This window comes from Capnocytophaga sp. CM59, assembly GCF_000293175.1.
GTDB lineage: Bacteria > Bacteroidota > Bacteroidia > Flavobacteriales > Flavobacteriaceae > Capnocytophaga > Capnocytophaga granulosa.
On record NZ_ALNN01000069.1, the window covers coordinates 1 to 18391 of the forward strand.

Here is an 18391-nt window from a genome sequence, read left to right on the forward strand (position 1 = left end):
CCAGCGTTAGGGTAGAGACGCAATTTATTGCTTTTTAGAAAGTTAGCAAATAATATTTTAACTATTGATTCGAATAAGTAATGCCTTAGGTACTTTATAAGGGAGCCACAAGCGCTAAAAGAAAGACATCAGAGGTAAGGTAAGCGTCAGCAGGAATTAAAAAAGGTTAGATATGAAAATCAAAAAGATGATATATTTATTTTTACTATCAGTTATTATTTGCTTAGCAATTGGTCTTCTATGGCTGTTTCGAAATCCGCCTTACGAAAAGATAGATAAAACATTTGTACAAGCATCAGATAATAGGATTAAAAAAGAAATTCCTGCTCTTAACTTATCTTTTTTAGTAGATCGGGTAGCATATTCTGAACCACTTTATTTTCCTAATGGAGTAGAGACCGCTGATTTTGCAGAACACTTAGAGGCTATAAATTTAGAAATTCCCAATTGGGACAAAGAAGGGTTATACGAGGTAAAAGCTTCTACCAAAGCAGGTGCTTTAGATCCTGCATTTTTAGTATATAAATGGAATTCAAATACTTCCAATACCCTTATTTTTCATCACGGAGCATCGGAATATCCTTTTTACGGGATTTTTTCTAACATTTTCAAAAAAAAGATACTAAGTGATTTGGGTATAAACCTGATTGTGGTCAGGACTCCTTTTCACAAGCAAAAAGGGGCTTTGAAACAAGGGACGGCGACCTTATCAACTTTTATGGCGACAATGGCAACCAGTGTGAGATTGACCGAAGAGCTCATTCACACTTTACGACAAAGAGGAGTACAGACTATCGAAATCGGGGGATTCAGTTTGGGAGCTGTGATAACAAACAGACATCGGACGATGTATAATTCGGCTGATTTTTATGTGCCGATAGTAGGAACGGTAGCACACGAAAAGTTTTTTATTTTCCCAAAGAAAAATACTACTGAAAACGAACTTGAGCGAAACAAAATTATCACGCATCACTTAAATTTCTCAGCTCAATGGCAAGAAAATAAATCTCCGAATGTGTTTCCTATCATGGCTCGCTATGATTTGTTTTTGCCACTTCACGAGCATGCTCCTGCTTATGGGAATATAGAAGTGGAAATATGGAACACAGGACATTTGTCCACCGCCCTTTTCTCTGATGCAATGCGACATGTTTTGTTAAAGCGATTAAAGAAGTAAATGTAGTAGGCAGTTTCTCATTTGCCCCTATAATAGAATTAAAATAAATCTTGTCAAATGATTTACTATATAGCACTTATCGGAGTGGTTTTAGCAGTCTTCTTAGCTAAAGGTATTACCATAAAAAATAAGTTTTTGATACTTGTTTTATGTGGGCTGGCTTTCTTTGTGTATGTAATAGCAACTTTTGACAGCGCATATTCAGAGGATAAAATGAGAGAGCGTAGCCTCTTCAGTAGAGATGTCATAGGGGAGAATAAAACAATTGTCAATGAAAAGGGATCTATAATGTTCTATTATGATAGTATTACTTTAGATAGTCGTAAAATAGCTTTGATTAAGGACGATAAAGGTAATAATAGCATATATTATGCAGACTCTCTGTATCTTTTTCCTTATCACTTTATAGTTGATAAAGATACGGTTGATGTAAGTGATATGAAGATAGGTAGCGTAGTAGGTAAAAATGGATTAAAAATATCTGTTTATCAAGGGAATAGCGGTCATTATCAGTATGATTTCATTTTGAAAGAAAGGCTCTATCTTGCCAAAATATTTATACTGGACAAGGAAGAGAAATTAGATAGTATATTGATTGATCGTTTTTTACCAATAAGTGATAGAGAACAACGCAAAATAGATTCTTTTATCAATGGTGATATTTAGACTTCTAAGGATAATTGAAACTTTCATGCAAACTAAACTTTCTATATTTTTACTTTATGTGCTTTTCTTTTTCTATAAGGGAAGCGCACAAGAGTGTTTGAGTTATGAATTTTATAATAAGACCGAACGCCTTGGAATTGGCTTATTGAAAATAGAAAAGCAGCTTATAGTGATTAAAAATCAGCAGCTTAACAAGGATATAGAGGAGGATATGTATAGCCCTAAGCATATAGTTCCTCTATTTTTTAAGCCTGATTATAATATCTTTTATGTGGTCTGTCTTGAGAGGCAGAAGGTATATTATAAGGTGCTTTCGGCAACGGGTGATATATATCTTGTACCCAAAACAGAAGCCAAATTCGTGTCTTGGGCAAAATTTGTAAGGAATACTACGGGAGTAACCAACCTAAATTGGGAGCTGAATCCTTTGCGAGAGGCTCCTTCTGAGCAATCTAAAATGATTAGGATCAAGGATAGGGAGGCTATATATCAAGTGATAAGTGTAAAAGGAGATTGGGTAGAGATCCGAAATGAGCATGATGCCCATGAAAAAGGCTGGATTCAGTGGCGCAAAGTAGATAGTTTGTTGATAGAGGTTTATTTGCTGATCTAACATTTGTTAGTATTTCACAAATCTTCTTTTAGACCACACAGGATAAGACCTAATGTACAACCTATCAGTATGATATAGGGGCTTGCTAAGAACACAAACATGGAAGGGGCTACCCATATACTGCTGGGAAGATCGGAGTAGAGCAAGTGAAAAAAGCCAAAACCTAAAATGACACTTATTATAAAAATAGCATAGAAGAGAATAACCCCTATAAAGAAACGGAAAAAGCCAATTGATAAAAATGACAATCAGCAGAATCTCTAAGGCCATAGCACTTAGTATGTAAATGGTGGAACGCTTCATAGAAGTGAAAAAATGAAAAACTCAAAACTTTTTCAATTTGCTAAGATAGATGCCTAATACGCATCCGATGAGCAAGATAAGAATACTTGTAAATAAGAAAAAATCATAGAATAATCGCCAATAATCATCAGATAGGTTGCCGTATATCAGCCCCATAATATAGAATCCTAAGAGACTGCTTATAACAAAAATAGTATAGAACACCCCAAGGCCTAACCAAAATCGCGCCCAAGGTGGTAGCTTCGCCCAAGGGAGGTACTCCCCAGCGAGGTAACCCAAGGAGAAAGAGATCAAAGAGGCGGGTAGGATGTTGGTCATTATAGGAATGCTGTCATTTCCTCCTTTCAAAAAGGCAAAAAGCAGGATGGTAAGACCTGCAAAAATTAGGGCAACCTCTAAGTGTAAGGCAATGAATAGGTAAATGGTGGGACGCCTCATATTAGTGACTAATGACAAGTGACAAACGACAAGTGTTCAAAATTTTTTTGCAAAGATACGAGTTTTTAGTACAGATATAAAAAAAATCTCGTATCTTTGCGCTCAAAAAAAGTTATGTTAGCAAATCATATTTTCTTGGGGGTGATAGGAGCACCACAAGTGATCATCATTATAGCCGTAGCCTTGTTATTTTTCGGGGGTAAGAAGATTCCCGAACTGATGCGAGGACTGGGCGGTGGTATCCGTGAGTTCAAGGATGCCATGAAGGATGGTGAAGCAGAGAAAAAGGAAGAACTTGACAAAAGAGAAATCCTTGACAGAAGCGAGCAGCTTAAAAAGTTAGAAGAAAAAAATTAGTAAACTTTTGGAACTTACACACTAGCGGAGAGAACTTTCATTCGGTCTTATAACAAGATCGGAGGGAAGTTTTTGTGGTTAGTGATTACTGGTTAGTTGTTAGCAACTCAAAACTAAAAACTATTATGACTTTATTAAAATCTCAAGTAATAGAAGCCCTTCGCAAGATTACCTCTCCTGGGGAGGGGGGCAACCTGATAGATGCGGGGGTGGTGAAGAATATCGTGATTTTTGGCGACGAGGTGGTGGTGGATGCTACGATCTCCAACCCCTCCCTACAAGCGAAAAAGAAAGTAGAGGTAGAGATCATGAAGGCGATCCATGCCGAGGTATATGAAAAGGCGAAGGTGAAAGTCAATATCACCGTAGAGGCAGCACCTGCATCGGATAAGAATGAGATCAAAGGCAAGCCTATAGAGGGAATCAAGAATATCATTGCTGTAGCCTCTGGTAAAGGAGGCGTCGGCAAATCTACCATTACGGCCAACCTAGCCATTGCCTTGCGTAAGATGGGCTTTCGGGTAGGCCTTTTGGATGCGGACATCTATGGGCCGTCTATCCCGATGATGTTTGACGTACAAGAGGAGCGTCCTGCCTCGGTAGAGGTGGGTGGTCGCTCTAAGATGAAGCCTGTAGAGAACTATGGGGTGAAGATCCTTTCTATTGGCTTTTTTACTCACCCTGACCAAGCGGTTATCTGGCGTGGCCCTATGGCTAGCAAGGCACTGAACCAAATGATTTTTGATGCTGACTGGGGCGAACTGGATTTCTTGCTCATAGACCTACCCCCAGGCACAGGCGATATCCACTTGAGCATCATGCAGGCTTTGCCTATTACCGGTGCGGTGGTGGTAAGTACCCCGCAGAATGTAGCCTTGGCCGATGCCCGCAAGGGAATCGCGATGTTCCGCCAAGAAACCATCAATGTACCCGTATTGGGACTGGTGGAGAACATGGCCTATTTCACCCCCGCGGAGCTGCCTGAGAACAAATATTATATCTTTGGCAAGGAAGGCGTGAAGTCCTTAGCCGAACGTACCGATACACCACTGCTGGGAGAAATCCCCTTGGTGCAGAGCCTACGCGAATCAGGTGATGTAGGACGCCCTGCCGCGCTGCAAGAAGGAACGCCACTGGCCAAGGCCTTTGAAGACTTTGCCCGCAACACCGTAGCGGAGGTGGTAACCCGCAACCAATACCTAGCCCCTACCGAGGCTATCCAGATTACTACCATGGCAGGTTGTAGTCCTAAGAAAAAGTAATGTACTAAAATTATCAAACATACATGCACGAAGTAACCGTCTATTGGGAAGGAGACATGCAGTTCACCTCCACTAACCCCAGTGGCAATTCATTCTTTATTGACACCACTCCTGAGAACGGAGGAGAAAACAATGGTATGCACCCCAAAGCCTTGATGCTTTCTGCCTTGGCAGGTTGTACAGGTCTGGATGTGCTGGCCTTGCTTAAGAAAAAGCAAATCGTATTGGACAACTTTACCCTTGATGTACAAGGGAAATTGGCCAAGAATCACCCTCGCATCTATGAAGAAGTAACAGTAAACTACTACTTTGAGGGAGAAGACTTGGATGTAGAACAAATCTCTCAGGTAGTGAGCCTTTCGGTAGAGAAGTACTGCGGGGTGATTGCCATGTTCCGCCAATTTGCCACTGTACATATCAAGTTGTTCTTTAATTCCGAGGAGCACCCTTATCATGCCGAATAAGCTAGTGTGGGAGTACCTACCCGAACCCCCAAAGGAAGCGGTGAAGGGACTTGCCCACACGCTTTTTAAGGAAGAACTCCCATGGCATGACACCATAGCACGCCTGCTTTTGCAAAGGGGGATTAGCTCCTTTGACCAGGCGAAGGCTTTCTTCAATCCCTCCTTGGCCGACCTACATGATCCTTACCAAATGAAGGACATGGATCTGGCCGTGGAGCGTATCCTTTCAGCCATAGACCAAGAGCAGCCGATACTTATCTACGGAGATTACGATGTAGATGGTACCTGCTCGGTGGCCGTGCTGTATCTGTTTCTCTCGGCTATCTACCCCCATGTATTTACCTATGTACCAGATAGGTATAGGGAAGGTTATGGGGTTTCTACTCAAGGGATAGACTTTGCCGATGACAACGAAATACCCCTTATCATCACCTTGGACTGTGGGATCAAGTCTCATGAGCGGGTTGTCTATGCCCGTGAGCGTGGGATAGATATGATCATCACCGACCATCATACCCCATCGGACACACTTCCTGAGGCGGTGGCAGTGCTCAACCCCAAGCGAGCCGACTGCCCCTATCCCTACAAGGAACTCTGCGGTTGTGGTATAGGCTTTAAGCTCGTCCAAGCCCTCTGTACTGCTTTAGACCTTCCTTCGGAGACTGCCTATAGGTATTTGGACTTGGTGGCCTTGGCTACCTGTGCCGATATAGTTCCCCTTACGGGAGAGAACCGCATACTGGTACATGCAGGTTTGCAGCTAATCAACCAGCAACCCTCAGAGGTCATGCAGCTGCTGCTGGCCTCGGCTAAGCATCCGGTGGAGGTGAGAGACTTGGTTTTTGTAGCAGCGCCACGAGTCAATGCCGCAGGGCGTATGCAACATGCCGAAAAGGCGGTACGCTTGCTCACAGGTCAAGACTTGGATGAGGCCGACACCCTAGAATATCTCAACACCCAGCGCAAGACTACCGATGAGCAGATTACCGATGAAGCCTTGCGTATGATTGTTCTTGACAGAGAGGAAACCGCACCAGCGACAGTAGTCTTTTCGCCCCATTGGCATAAAGGGGTTATCGGGATTGTCGCCTCACGACTGATAGAGACCTATTACCGCCCTACCATTGTCTTTACCCAAAGCGGAGAGGTCTTGGCCGCTTCTGCGCGTTCGGTTAAGGGCTTTAATCTGTACGAGGCGCTTTGTGAGTGTCAGGACGAACTGATACAGTTTGGCGGACACACGGCGGCGGCAGGTATGACGCTGCACCCAGATAACTACGAGCGTTTCAAGCAGAAATTCCAAGAGGTGGTGGAGCGCACGCTTCCGCCAGCGCTTCGCGCCCCTAAGCTGCTACTCAGTGGAGAGTTACCCTTATCCGACATTACCTATACTTTCTACCGTTGTCTGCAACGTTTTGCCCCCTTTGGGCCTAAGAATATGACGCCCATCTTCTATGCGCATAATGTATTGGCCAAAGAAGTACGTAGGGTGGGTAAGGACTTTTCTCACTTGCGTATGATCCTCAATGACCCTAAGAGTAATCATGATTTTGTAGCTGTAGGTTTTGGCTTGGGCTACCAAGAATCGCTTGTAGAAAGCGGTGAACCCCTAACTGTCGCCTACCAACTGACCGAAAACTCTTGGCAGGGGAGGACAAGCTTGGAGCTGATTGTAAAAGCAGTCAAAAAAATGACGAATGACTAATGACGAGTGACTAGTGATTAGTGACCAGTGACTAATCCCTGTTCTCTAACTGCTATAGAAACTCTCTATATTTCAATAGATTTTTTCTTAAAAATAGAATGATTATAAATTTCGTTTAAGGCGTAAAAAAGAAGGGAGAAAAGCTAAAAGAGATAAAAAGAATACGTAAATTTGCGGTAGTTTTTTAACATATTATCCTTATGGAACAAGAATCCTTTCGCAATTCTATAGGTACGGTAGATACTTCAGGCAAGCGTGTATGGGTATTTCCTAAGAAACCCAAAGGGCGTTATTACCGCTATCGCAAGTATGTGAGCTATCTGCTATTGGCTATATTCTTCATCTCTCCTTTTCTGAAGATTGATGGAAATCAGTTTTTACTCTTCAATATCTTAGAGCGAAGGTTTAATATCTTTGGTTTTCCTTTTTGGCCACAGGACTTTTACCTTTTTGTGCTTTCTATGATTATAGGAGTGGTCTTTATCCTGCTCTTTACGGTGGCCTTTGGGCGTATCTTTTGTGGGTGGATCTGTCCGCAGACGATTTTCCTTGAGATGGTCTTCCGTCGCGTGGAGTATGCCATAGAGGGTGACCGCAATGCGCAGATGAAACTGGACAAACAGGCTTGGGACTGGGAAAAAATCCGCAAGAAAGGGCTGAAATGGCTCATCTTCTTTATGATTTCCTTTGTGGTTTCCAATGTCTTTCTGGCCTACCTTATCGGTAGTGATCAGCTGCTGGTAGAGATCAAAGAGGGGCCACTAAAGCACCTCAATACCTTTATTGCGCTGCTTATCTTCACAGGGGTATTCTACTTTGTCTTTGCTTGGTTTCGTGAGCAGGTATGTATCATTGCTTGTCCTTATGGGCGCTTGCAGGGGGTACTTCTGGACAACAAGTCCATCGTAGTGGCTTATGACTACAAGCGAGGCGAGGGCGAAAAGGGACGTAAGAAATTCCGCAAAAATGAGGACAGACAGGCCATGGGGCATGGCGACTGTATAGACTGTTTCCAGTGTGTACATGTGTGTCCGACCAATATAGACATTCGCAACGGAACGCAGCTGGAATGTGTGAACTGTACCGCTTGTATAGATGCCTGTGATGAGGTAATGGTAAAGTCGGGTATGCCAAAGGGGCTGATACGCTTTGCCAGCGAAGAGGAAATTGCCAAGAAGGAGCCGTTCCGCTTTACTGCACGTATGAAGGGTTATGCTTCGGTACTTACTATACTCATAGGTATTCTCATAGGGCTGCTCTTCTTGCGTAGTGATGTACAGGCCAATATTCTACGTCTGCCAGGTCAGCTCTACCAAAAGCAGGGGGATATCATTTCCAATGTCTATACCTACAAGATTATCAATAAGACGACCCAGGACTTCGATCATCTTACCTTCAAGATCGTAGAGCCTAAGCAAGCACAGATAGAGATTGTAGGGAATCCAGATATCCACTTGGGCAAGCAAGGGCTAGTGAGTGGTACCCTCTTTATCAAGATGCATCAGGCCTTTGTTACCGAACGCAAACTCAAGCTCAAAATAGAGGTTTATAGTGGTAAAAATCGTATAGAGAGCACCACAACGACCTTCTCAGGGCCGATCACATTCTAAGTGAAAAACGAAAAGTGAAAAGTGAAGAACTTTTCACTTTTCGTTTTTCACTAGTTTTCTTATCTTTGCCCTTGGTAATCCATAAAACAATGTATCATGAGTGGTGTAATCACAAATATAGACCAGTTAGACCTTACCCATGGGCTTTATACCTATGCTGATTATATACATTGGCAGCTCAAGGAGCGATTGGAGATCCTCAAAGGGAAGATTTTTAAAAAGAGTCCAGCACCTGCTGTCTCTCACCAGAAAATAGCTAGAAATCTTACGGGGGAACTTTATAACTATTTTAAAGGGAAAACTTGTCAGCTCTTCTCGGCACCTTTTGATGTAGTATTAGGAAATAAAGAAGGTTTGGAAGATAGTGTTGTACAGCCCGACCTCTGTGTGGTATGTGACCCTAAGAAGTTAGAGAATGACAAGCGCTGCTTAGGGGCGCCTGATCTTATCATAGAGATCCTATCCCCAGGCAACTCCAAGAAAGAGCTGCGTTATAAGTACGAACTCTATCAGGAATCAGGGGTTTGTGAGTATTGGGTGGTACGCCCTACTGATAAGGAGATCACCCAATTTGTATTGGAGAATGGTCAATATCGTGCGCTTCCCCCTATTGTAGAGGGAGATGTGATTCATTCGGTAATATTCCCAGAGTTGGGAGTTGCTACAGAGGATATTTTTAGGTTATAAAAGGAATTGATACTCATATACTTTAGGCTCAATCTCTTGCCCAAGGCGAGAGAGGGCTTGTCGCAGAGCACCGATGAGGCCGTTATAGGTTTCATCGGTGCTTTTGTTGTTCATTTTACCTTTGTCATCGTTTTTCACTACCTTGTAACTTGTGTACTCTGTAGGCTTCCCATACCGATGACGCGGTCGTAGCGGTCGGCGGTGTCGCGGTAATAGACCAAAACGGTATAGGTATTTTCTGTTTGGTAGAAGTTGCCCCCTATGGCGTTGTAGTCGGCTTGGCCGTTGTGCTTGAGGGCAAACTTGTAGTTATAGAAACCTTGCTTTAGATAGACATTTCCTACATACACCTTTTGTTCTTCATCAAAGTGGAGCTGATAGTCCTTCGTTAGGGCATTATCGGAGAAAGCGCCATATACATATAGCTCGTCCGAGGGGTCTAAGTCCTTGGCCGAGAGAGAGAACTGTACTAAGGCATATTCGCCCTCTATGCTATTATCGCGACCATGGTCGCTGACAATACGGAAATTCCCGTCTATATCAGGGTTATAGGTATAGGGCAGATGAGCGCGTGGCACTTGGGTAAAGAGCTGGCAGAAGTACTTGTCCCCCTCGCGGCGGGTGGTATATACTCCAGAGGTAGGGGAGCGCAGGTCGCGGTTCTCAAAGTAAAAATACTCATTGCCCCCCCTGAAGGAGGTTTCTCTATCGTACTTATACACCAAGTCATTGCCCAAGATATATTGGGGAGGTACGTTCATAATAGCGTTGTCCCAGCGGTAGTTTTGTAAGATTGTAACCTTGACAGCCGTATTGGGAGAGACAAACTGTAGGGACTTGGAGGATATTTTCATCTGGACGCTTTGGCGCGTCTCGGCATACTTGACCTCACGGGACTGCTTTACAGAGAGCTGTACGGTGGCTGTAGGGCTATAGAGGACAAAACGACGGCTAAAGATAGGCTGCTGTTCGCTATCGGTAATGGTCAGCAGGTAGTTGCCCGTAAGCAAAAAATCAGTATCGTCGTTGGGAAGGGTTAGGTTATAGTGCGTGTAAGGCTGTAGCGTGCCATAGGAATAGCGGTACTGGGTCAGGCGCACATCGTCCATGCCACGGAGATATTCACTCTTGAGCAGGCCTGAGGGTTGCCAATCGTAATTGCAGTGCGTTAGGGTATAGTAATAGTCCGTCTCTCCCCCGCGCAGGTCGTCAAAGGAGAGAGAGAAACTGCCTCCTAGCGTAACAATAGGCAATTGGCTATAAGGGTCATCGCCAGCGCGAAAGATAATGGTCTTGATATAGTCGGGGGCGGTCTTCTCCTGCGCTAAGGAAAGCAAAGGAAGCCACAACAAGAGCAATAGTTTCTTCATGAGTCATGAGTTTTGAGTTGGCAAAAATACGAAAAAAAGCCGAAAAACATTTGCTAAGAGCATAAAAAAGACTATCTTTGCGGTAGATTCAGTGGTCAGTAGTCAGTGGTCAGTAGTTAGTCACTTGTCACTCGTCACTTGTCACTAACTAAAGATTAATATGGTGATAAGCAAGTCTATTATTGATACTATCAAGACAGCTATTTTAGAAGCCCAATATAAGGCCGCAAAGGCAGTCAATGCGGTGCAGCTATCCTTATATTTCTCTATAGGGAAGTATGTATCAGAGCATACTCGCAAGGGATATTGGGGCACAGGAGCTTTGGAGTACATTAGCGAGCAGCTACAACGCGAGCTACCAGGACTTCGTGGGTTCTCAGCATCTAATCTAAAACAAATGCGAGGGTTTTATGAAGAATGGACAAGTGATTCTTTATCAGCTGATTGTAATTCGACATTCATGAATGTCGAATTACAATCAACGGCTTCCAATTCGTCACTCGCGAGTGACGAATTAGAAAAGAATGGAATTAGTCACTACTAAAACTCTTAGAACTCAAAATTCAAAACTTAGAACTAAAAACTAAAAGATAAATGTTAGCAACACAGAATCCTACACAAACAAAGGCTTGGGCAGCCTTAGAAGCCCATTTTGCTAAGGTAAAAGAGGTTACCTTACAACAACTCTTTGCCCAAGATGCGGCACGTGCCCCTAAGTACACCCTCCAGTGGGAGGACTTCTTGGTGGATTACTCTAAGAACAATTGGGACGAGACTACCCGTAATCTGCTTTTGCAATTGGCTGAAGAATGCGACCTAAAGGCCTCCATTGAGAAGTATTTCACAGGCGATAAGATCAACGCTACCGAAGGCCGCGCCGTGCTACATACTGCCTTGCGCTCAGCAGAGAAGCAGATCCTTGTAGATGGGCAAAACGTAATCCCAGAGGTAGAGGAAGTAAAAGCAAAAATCAAGGCTTTCTCGCAGGAAATCATCTCTGGCAAGCGCAAAGGTTATACAGGTAAGCCCTTTACCGATGTGGTAAATATTGGTATCGGGGGTTCAGATCTAGGGCCAGTGATGGTCTCTGAGGCCTTGAAATTCTACAAAAATCACCTCAACATTCACTTTATCAGCAATGTAGATGGTGACCATGTACATGAAGTGATCAAGCACTTGAACCCTGAGACGACCCTTTTTGTGATTGTCTCCAAGACCTTTACCACTCAGGAGACCCTCTCCAATGCCCTTACGGTGAAAAAGTGGTTCCTCAAGCATGCCAAAGAGGCCGATGTGGCCAAGCACTTCGTAGCGGTTTCCACTAACCTCAAGAAGATAGATGAGTTCGGTATTGCCCCTGAGAATGTATTCCCTATGTGGGACTGGGTAGGGGGGCGTTTCTCCTTATGGGGTGCTGTGGGTCTCACCATTGCCCTTTCGGTAGGGTATGAGCACTTTGCTGCGCTTCTTTTGGGTGCCCAAAAGATGGACAAGCACTTCCGTACCGCACCCTTTAAGGAAAACCTTCCTGTACTCTTGGCTTTGCTTTCAGTATGGTATACCAACTTCTACGGAGCAGAGACTGAAGCCATTATCCCCTATACCCAATACCTACACCGCTTCCCTGCCTACTTGCAACAAGCCATTATGGAAAGTAATGGAAAGTATATAGATCGCAGCGGACAGCGTGTCGGTTACCAAACGAGCGCCATCGTGTGGGGAGAGCCAGGAACAAATGCCCAACATGCGTTTTTCCAACTCATTCACCAAGGTACCAAGCGCATTCCTGCCGACTTTATAGGCTTTAAGCACTCTCTCTACAGAGATCAAGACCACCAAGATAAGCTCATGGCCAACTTCTTGGCTCAGACCGAAGCGCTCATGGAAGGTAAAACACCAGAGCAGGTACGTGCCGAGGGGATAGCAGAACACCTAGTACCTTTCAAGGTATTTGAGGGGAACAAGCCTACCACTACCCTGCTTATTGACAAACTCACCCCTGAGAGCCTAGGTAAGCTTATCGCCCTATACGAACATAAGATTTTTGTACAAGGGGTGCTATGGAATATCTATAGCTATGACCAATGGGGAGTAGAGCTTGGCAAGCAATTGGCAGGCACAATTCTCAAGGACTTTTCAGCCGCTCAGCCCGCAAAACATGATAGCTCCACTTCGCAACTCATTGAGAGAGTGAAGAGTAAATAGTAAGAAATGAAAAGTGAATAGTGAGCTATTTGGTTGTTCACTATTCACTTTTCACTATTCGTTAATCATTAATCTCTACCCCCTATGTTAAAGCAAGAACAAGCCGACAAGTTCCTAGAAAAGTATGAGCCTAAGCAGCTTAAAGAAGCGGATTTGGCTTCTTTCTCTACTGCCTACCAACAGTTGGGCAAGTATATCACCAACCTGATAGACTATGATGAGTCATGTGTCTTCGAGCGAGAGTTTGCTTCCTATAATTTCCCTGATAAGCTTTGGGAGAGCAAGGAGGGACAGGCTTTGGCCTTGCTGCTCTTTGGCAAGGAAATAGCTCCTTATGTACAGCGCGTTTGGGACTCGCTGCTGGCCTATCCCTACCAAAGATGGTGGGGGCGTCGTCCTTTCCGCTCGAAAAATCCTGCCGACTATACCGAGGTACAACTCTCTAAGATGTGTACGCTGCATCACTATTATAGCTCAGGGGTAGGCGTGCTGCCTATAGCTGAGCAATTCCAATATGTAGTCTATAATGAGGATGATGTAGAGGCCTTCTTTGCTTTGCTCCTTGACGAAAAGCCTGATGCCTATTATGAACTCTTCAAAGACATTTTCTCCAGCGAACATGAGATAGGAGGGGTATGTCCCGTGCTGATTAAGGCAGCCCTGATAACGCAGGACACCCGCTACCGCACTTTGGTAGAGCAGCTCCTTTTGGCCGCTCAGCTTCAGGAAGGTTTAAGGCAGATGATCTTGGAATCCTTGGACGAAACCTCTTTGGCCTCCTTGCAGCACTTTATAGGAGTCATTTTGGGGCACAACCTCACCCGCTTTAGCAGTGTGGTACGTGCGGTAGATGTATGGTTTGGCTTTGGTTGGGAAGCGCCCCAACAGTCGGTGATTAAGCGTACTCTGGAGCTATCGCAAACTTTTCTTTCCGACCGTGTGGCTGCCGAGAAAGCCCTAAATAGTAAGGACAACATAGAGCGCTATGTCTCCCTATGGGCAGTGGGGGTACGCAGTGTACAACAGGCACTGGACTTTGCGGTGAAGGCTATCCAAGACCCTCAGACAAGCCACGAGGGGCGTATCGTTACCCTTTACTTTGTACAGCAAACCCAAATAACCTACACAGATATAGCCACTTATGCAGAAGCCCACTTTGGGGAGGCCTCCGATTTGGACTATTGGCTCTTGCAGAATCTCCCAAAGGGCAGCCCTTCCCCAGTGCTCTTTGACCGTATGCAGGCTGTTGCCAAGACGCTGCCTAAGGAGGGTAAACATTTTGAAGGCGTCGGCTTCCGTTGGCTCAGCTTTACCCTAAAGTCGCAGGATATCTACCGCTTTCTTATAGGCGAGGCCAATGAGGCGCAACAAGAGCGCTTGGCCGCAGAACTCTCGGAAATCCCTGTGGAGGAGCGCCAAAACCTCCTGCAAAATGTGTATCCAGTGCTGGGACGAGGGCGTTACTATTATGAGAGTGAGGCAGAGAAGAAAAAGAAACCAGAGAAATATCCAGCTGACTCTTGGCAACGTGCCTTGGTGCGAGCAGCTCTAAATGATAAGGCAGCTATGGTAGCCGGAATTGCTTTTGATATTTTCAAAAAAATACCTTTGGTACATGAGGATATACTTGCCATAGAGCAGGTGCTCTCCCGCAAGAACAAGGAGCAGCGCAAGGAGAGTGTGGCCTTGCTCATCAAGCAACCCGAATCGGTGCTTAAGGACAGTACCTCCCGCCTTATTGTCTCCAAGAGTGCCGACCAGCGCTTGGCAGCTTTGGAAATTCTCTCTGTATTGCAGGAAGAACAAAGGCTTACCGATTATGTAACCGAGCAAGTGGAAGCCTATAGGGGGCGTAAGCTCACCAAGAACGAGCAGGTACTGATGGACAAGCTCGCTTACAACTCTGATGAGACAGGGGAAGTGCGCTATGACCTCTCCAATGGATTTGGCGTGATTGATTTTGACAGACTTACCCCTTTTGTCTTGCCTCAGCCTCAGTTTGACAAGGAGCGTAAGGAGAAAAAAGGGGGATTATTTAAGAAAAAAAGCGACTTTCTCTTTGATAAAATTGTGCGGGTAGAGAAAGTACGCGAAGCCCTCAATGATCTATTGGTGATATGGCGTAAGCACAGAGACTACGAATACCAATACGAAGGCTATCAAGGGGCTACCATAACCACTCTTTTGGGTAAAGAAATCAGGCGCCAGCACCAAGAGCAGGAAGGCGAAACCCCTATGGATAGGCTCAATGACCTGCCACTGGCAGAGCTTTGGAAAGACTGGCACCAAAAGCACCAGCTCAATGAGATAGAATACGAATACGCCATACGCTATTGCGAAAATATCTTTTATGAGAATGAGATACCTAAGCAGCTAAAGGACTATTTGGCAGGCTATTACCCTGACTTTAAGGTAGCTTTTCAGGGAAATGTAGGAGGAAATTATTACGAAAGCGAAGCCCGCCGCTTGGAAGACCTTTTAGCCCCTATAAGCGAGGCTTATACCGAAGATAGAGCGTTTTTGGCCAGCTTTAAGCTCTCTGTCTTTGAGGATGCGTTGGCTACCTATCCGCCAGAGAAGCGTAAGGTGAAGATAGAACGTGATTATGACGATATGGACTGGACAGAGGTGATTGATGAGTTTGTCATCTCTATGAATCAAGGTGAAAATGGAGATATAGACTATTATACCCCTGAGCAGCGCTTGAGGCTTTGGCAGTTACTTTACTATGTATATGCCCAAAAACAAACCAAGGACGACCTTACTATCTATAACCCCCAAGAGGTACTGACAGACCTACGTGCCAAGGTACGTGAGAGTGAGCGCCTACCAGGGGTAAATGGAGGGCTGGCAGGGCTAACCCTGACGCTCTACCAAAAAGGACAGCTCTCGGCAGATGACCTCTTATTCTTCTGTCTCTTGGAGGATGACCTCTTCACTGTTGCGCAAGGAGGGGAAAACTACTTCTACCGAAGATTGCCTGAGGTGCTCAAAACTTCGCTTACCTTCCCCGATACCCAGCTGGAACTACTCAAAACGCGTATGCTCCAGTTAGAACTACAACGGGGCGACCTACCTACTGATGCTTCTATCTACATACGATACCTGCAAGAGATAGAGGGCATGCACTACTTCTTTGAGGCCTTAGAGCGTATGGGCAAGGAGCCTTTCGCTAAGGGCTATTACTATGGCAATGATCTTACCAAGCGCCGTACCTTCAGCCATATCTTGGAGGTAAGCCAGCCGAATGCGACGGATACTTTTGCAGCCTTTAAGGCGCATCTGGACAAGATCAAAATCACTGATAAGCGCCTGGTGGAAGCCGCTTGCTATGCCCTACATTGGGCAGACTGGATAGGGGACTACCTCCAGATCAGGGACTTCAAGGAGGCCATTTGGTGGTTTATCGCCCATACGACCGATTATATGGATGCAGAGAAAGAAACGATTGTCTCCCAATACTCTACCGTACCGCGTGATGACTTCCAGCGTGGTGCTATAGATGTGGATTGGTACCATCGCGTACATAAGGCAGTGGGCAAAGAGGGCTGGAAGCTGATCCAAGAGTCGGCCAAGTACCTCTCTGACGGTATGGGCTATCGCCGCGTAAAGCTCTATTCAGCGGTGCTTACAGGCGAGATTAAGTTGGACGAAGTAATCCAAAAAATCACTGAAAAGAGAGACAAAGACTATGTCATGGCCTTAGGACTGGTGCCTATCAACAAAAAGAAGGAAGAGGAGGACTTAGTAAGACGTTATAACCTCTTGCAAACCTTCCTCAAGGAAAGCAAACAGTTCGGTCAGCAGCGCCAAGAAAGCGAGAAGAACGCCGTAGAGATAGGTCTGGACAACCTCTCCCGCAATGCAGGCTATGAGGATAGTATCCGCTTTAGCTGGGCGATGGAGGCCAAGGCAACCCAACAGATTATGGAAAAGGCAACCCTTACCTTGGACGATACCACTATCAAGTTGGTTGTTGATGAACAAGGCAAGGCAGAATTGGAAGTGACCAAAGGCGACAAGACCCTCAAGTCTATCCCTGATAAGTATAAGAAAAACAAGGAAGTAGAAGCGCTCAAGGACAGCAAGACCTACCTTACCAAACAGTACAGCCGTACCCGCCTATCTTTGGAACAGGCTATGCTCTCCCAAACGCTCTTTACAGCTGCTGAATTGGGCAAAATCTTGGAACACCCTGTGGTAAAGGCGATGCTTAGCAAGCTCGTACTATTTAACCCTGAAACCCAGGCTTCAGGCTTTTGGCAAGATGGCAAGCTCTTAAGTACCGAAGGTACTCTTACCCCGCTCAAGGCAACCGATAAGCTGCTGATTGCACACCCAAGCCATTTGTTCTATGCGGTACAATGGGATCTGTATCAAAAGTATCTGTTTGACAAGGAAATCAAGCAGCCATTCAAACAGGTATTCCGTGAACTCTATATTCCTACTAAAGACGAACTGGAGACCAGCAACCGTAGCGAGCGTTACCAAGGTCACCAAGTACAACCCCAAAAGACGGTGGCACTACTTCGTGGTCGTGGTTGGACAGTCAATTATGAGGAAGGACTCCAGAAGGTATATCACAAGGAAGGTTTCCGTGCGACGATCTATGCAGCAGCCGACTGGTATACCCCTTCGGATGTGGAGGCACCAACTCTCGAATATGTAGTCTTCTACAATCTTAAGGACGGCAAGGAAGTACCAATGAAAGAGATCAACCCAGTGGTCTTCAGTGAGGTGATGCGCGATGTGGATTTGGTAGTCAGCGTAGCCCATGTAGGAGGCGTAGATCCCGAAGCCTCTCATAGCACTATGCAGATGCGTGGTGCTTTGGCCAGAGAGAGTGCACGTCTGTTTAAGCTCACCAATGTGGAGGTTAAGGAGCGCTATATCTTGGTTAAGAACGAACATGGGGATTACAGCCTGCATTTGGGTAGTGGTATGATTAGCCGTGGCGGCCTGCAAATCAATGTAGTAGCCGTACAGAGCCAACACCGCGGCCGTGTATTCCTCCCCTTTGTAGATGACGATCCGAAGACAGCCGAGATTATCAGTAAGATGAAACTGCTTTCCGAAGGAAAAATATACTAATAATGACAAATGACAAGTGACAAGTGACAAGTGACCAACTCATGTAGCAAAACACATTTTCTAAAAATACACAATGGCAAAAAACAAGAAAATAGAAATTGCAGGAACAGAAATTTCTGTGATTTCACAAGAGCAAGATGATTATATATCTCTTACAGATATGGCGAAAAGTCAAATGCAGGAAGCTATTATCATAAAGTGGTTGAGCTTAAAGAGTACAATTGAATATATAGGAGAATGGGAGGCGCTATACAATCCGAATTTTAATTATACCGAATTCGGTACAATTAAAAATGCTGCGGGTAGTAATAATTTTGTTCTCTCTGTGAAGAACTGGATAGAAGCTACAAATGCTATAGGACTAAAGGCAAAAGCTGGTAGATATGAGAATACAGTTGAATAAAACAGCTATTGATCAGATGAAAACATTAGTAGCCAATAAA

General features: G+C 44.8%; 16 protein-coding genes. 13 read left to right on the forward strand and 3 right to left on the reverse strand.

The genetic code is table 11. The features are described 5' to 3' along the window. The first annotated feature begins 172 nt into the window (after window positions 1–172). From HMPREF1154_RS12560 to HMPREF1154_RS12570, 3 genes are read left to right on the forward strand one after another with little or no spacing between them, the layout of a single operon-like run. Window positions 173–1177 carry a hypothetical protein gene (locus tag HMPREF1154_RS12560; protein WP_009643002.1) on the forward strand — a complete coding sequence of 335 codons (1005 nt, stop codon included), beginning with the start codon at window positions 173–175 and terminating at the stop codon, window positions 1175–1177. A gap of 57 nt (window positions 1178–1234) precedes the next feature. Further along, the gene (locus HMPREF1154_RS12565; RefSeq protein WP_009643006.1) at window positions 1235–1843 is read left to right on the forward strand and encodes a hypothetical protein; all 609 of its coding nucleotides are present in this window, start codon (window positions 1235–1237) and stop codon (window positions 1841–1843) included. 25 nt (window positions 1844–1868) lie between these two features. After that, window positions 1869–2456, forward strand: coding sequence for a hypothetical protein (locus HMPREF1154_RS12570; RefSeq protein WP_009642996.1), 588 nt, complete (start codon window positions 1869–1871; stop codon window positions 2454–2456). Between the two features lie 324 nt (window positions 2457–2780). On the opposite strand, the gene HMPREF1154_RS12575 is transcribed toward HMPREF1154_RS12570, so the two are convergent. After that, window positions 2781–3197, reverse strand: coding sequence for a hypothetical protein (locus tag HMPREF1154_RS12575; protein WP_009643007.1), 417 nt, complete (start codon window positions 3195–3197; stop codon window positions 2781–2783). Window positions 3198–3311: 114 nt separating this feature from the next. Here HMPREF1154_RS12575 and HMPREF1154_RS12580 point away from each other — a divergent pair, with 114 nt between their 5' ends. The 6 genes from HMPREF1154_RS12580 (at window position 3312) to HMPREF1154_RS12605 (ending at window position 9282) form a co-directional block, all read left to right on the forward strand. Further along, complete coding sequence (locus HMPREF1154_RS12580) at window positions 3312–3554, forward strand: Sec-independent protein translocase subunit TatA/TatB (protein ID WP_009643005.1); 243 nt, start codon at window positions 3312–3314, stop codon at window positions 3552–3554. Window positions 3555–3679: 125 nt separating this feature from the next. Beyond that, a complete protein-coding gene (locus tag HMPREF1154_RS12585) occupies window positions 3680–4816 on the forward strand; it encodes an Mrp/NBP35 family ATP-binding protein (RefSeq protein ID WP_009643008.1) in 1137 nt (378 codons plus the stop codon). A gap of 23 nt (window positions 4817–4839) precedes the next feature. Continuing rightward, entirely contained in the window at window positions 4840–5280 is a 441-nt protein-coding gene (locus HMPREF1154_RS12590) for an OsmC family protein (RefSeq protein ID WP_009643009.1), read from the forward strand. Beyond that, entirely contained in the window at window positions 5270–6985 is a 1716-nt protein-coding gene (gene recJ / locus HMPREF1154_RS12595) for a single-stranded-DNA-specific exonuclease RecJ (protein ID WP_034567537.1), read from the forward strand. The genes HMPREF1154_RS12590 and recJ overlap by 11 nt, the downstream gene beginning before the upstream one ends. Before the next feature lie 200 nt (window positions 6986–7185). Then, the gene (gene ccoG / locus HMPREF1154_RS12600; protein ID WP_009643011.1) at window positions 7186–8595 is read left to right on the forward strand and encodes a cytochrome c oxidase accessory protein CcoG; all 1410 of its coding nucleotides are present in this window, start codon (window positions 7186–7188) and stop codon (window positions 8593–8595) included. Between the two features lie 96 nt (window positions 8596–8691). Beyond that, on the forward strand, window positions 8692–9282 hold the full coding sequence (locus tag HMPREF1154_RS12605; RefSeq protein WP_009643003.1) for a Uma2 family endonuclease: 591 nt from the start codon (window positions 8692–8694) through the stop codon (window positions 9280–9282). On the opposite strand, the gene HMPREF1154_RS13610 is transcribed toward HMPREF1154_RS12605, so the two are convergent. Next, window positions 9277–9420 carry a hypothetical protein gene (locus tag HMPREF1154_RS13610; RefSeq protein WP_009642999.1) on the reverse strand — a complete coding sequence of 48 codons (144 nt, stop codon included), beginning with the start codon at window positions 9418–9420 and terminating at the stop codon, window positions 9277–9279. The genes HMPREF1154_RS12605 and HMPREF1154_RS13610 overlap by 6 nt on opposite strands. Beyond that, a complete protein-coding gene (locus HMPREF1154_RS12610) occupies window positions 9420–10652 on the reverse strand; it encodes a type IX secretion system plug protein (protein ID WP_009643012.1) in 1233 nt (410 codons plus the stop codon). Before HMPREF1154_RS12610 ends, HMPREF1154_RS13610 begins: the two co-directional genes overlap by 1 nt. 160 nt (window positions 10653–10812) lie before the next feature. Between HMPREF1154_RS12610 and HMPREF1154_RS12615 the strand changes: the two genes are divergently transcribed. From HMPREF1154_RS12615 to HMPREF1154_RS12630, 4 genes are all read left to right on the forward strand, one after another. Continuing rightward, window positions 10813–11196 carry a DUF1016 N-terminal domain-containing protein gene (locus HMPREF1154_RS12615; RefSeq protein ID WP_009642995.1) on the forward strand — a complete coding sequence of 128 codons (384 nt, stop codon included), beginning with the start codon at window positions 10813–10815 and terminating at the stop codon, window positions 11194–11196. A 50-nt stretch (window positions 11197–11246) separates the two neighbouring features. Beyond that, window positions 11247–12857, forward strand: coding sequence for a glucose-6-phosphate isomerase (gene pgi / locus HMPREF1154_RS12620; RefSeq protein WP_009643001.1), 1611 nt, complete (start codon window positions 11247–11249; stop codon window positions 12855–12857). Window positions 12858–12941: 84 nt separating this feature from the next. Continuing rightward, complete coding sequence (locus HMPREF1154_RS12625) at window positions 12942–17948, forward strand: DUF4132 domain-containing protein (protein WP_009643010.1); 5007 nt, start codon at window positions 12942–12944, stop codon at window positions 17946–17948. 73 nt (window positions 17949–18021) lie between these two features. Beyond that, window positions 18022–18351: a KilA-N domain-containing protein gene (locus HMPREF1154_RS12630; RefSeq protein WP_009643000.1), complete on the forward strand. Its 330-nt coding sequence runs from the start codon at window positions 18022–18024 to the stop codon at window positions 18349–18351. The last annotated feature ends 40 nt before the right edge of the window (window positions 18352–18391 follow it).

What these genes read in the sequence shown, in the direction of transcription:
- HMPREF1154_RS12560 (WP_009643002.1), top strand. Translation starts at nt 173, where the DNA reads ATGAAAATCAAAAAGATGATATATTTATTTTTACTATCAGTTATTATT.
- HMPREF1154_RS12565 (WP_009643006.1), top strand. Translation starts at nt 1,235, where the DNA reads ATGATTTACTATATAGCACTTATCGGAGTGGTTTTAGCAGTCTTCTTA.
- HMPREF1154_RS12570 (WP_009642996.1), top strand. Translation starts at nt 1,869, where the DNA reads ATGCAAACTAAACTTTCTATATTTTTACTTTATGTGCTTTTCTTTTTC.
- HMPREF1154_RS12575 (WP_009643007.1), bottom strand. Translation starts at nt 3,197, where the DNA reads ATGAGGCGTCCCACCATTTACCTATTCATTGCCTTACACTTAGAGGTT.
- HMPREF1154_RS12580 (WP_009643005.1), top strand. Translation starts at nt 3,312, where the DNA reads ATGTTAGCAAATCATATTTTCTTGGGGGTGATAGGAGCACCACAAGTG.
- HMPREF1154_RS12585 (WP_009643008.1), top strand. Translation starts at nt 3,680, where the DNA reads ATGACTTTATTAAAATCTCAAGTAATAGAAGCCCTTCGCAAGATTACC.
- HMPREF1154_RS12590 (WP_009643009.1), top strand. Translation starts at nt 4,840, where the DNA reads ATGCACGAAGTAACCGTCTATTGGGAAGGAGACATGCAGTTCACCTCC.
- recJ (WP_034567537.1), top strand. Translation starts at nt 5,270, where the DNA reads ATGCCGAATAAGCTAGTGTGGGAGTACCTACCCGAACCCCCAAAGGAA.
- ccoG (WP_009643011.1), top strand. Translation starts at nt 7,186, where the DNA reads ATGGAACAAGAATCCTTTCGCAATTCTATAGGTACGGTAGATACTTCA.
- HMPREF1154_RS12605 (WP_009643003.1), top strand. Translation starts at nt 8,692, where the DNA reads ATGAGTGGTGTAATCACAAATATAGACCAGTTAGACCTTACCCATGGG.
- HMPREF1154_RS12610 (WP_009643012.1), bottom strand. Translation starts at nt 10,652, where the DNA reads ATGAAGAAACTATTGCTCTTGTTGTGGCTTCCTTTGCTTTCCTTAGCG.
- HMPREF1154_RS12615 (WP_009642995.1), top strand. Translation starts at nt 10,813, where the DNA reads ATGGTGATAAGCAAGTCTATTATTGATACTATCAAGACAGCTATTTTA.
- pgi (WP_009643001.1), top strand. Translation starts at nt 11,247, where the DNA reads ATGTTAGCAACACAGAATCCTACACAAACAAAGGCTTGGGCAGCCTTA.
- HMPREF1154_RS12625 (WP_009643010.1), top strand. Translation starts at nt 12,942, where the DNA reads ATGTTAAAGCAAGAACAAGCCGACAAGTTCCTAGAAAAGTATGAGCCT.
- HMPREF1154_RS12630 (WP_009643000.1), top strand. Translation starts at nt 18,022, where the DNA reads ATGGCAAAAAACAAGAAAATAGAAATTGCAGGAACAGAAATTTCTGTG.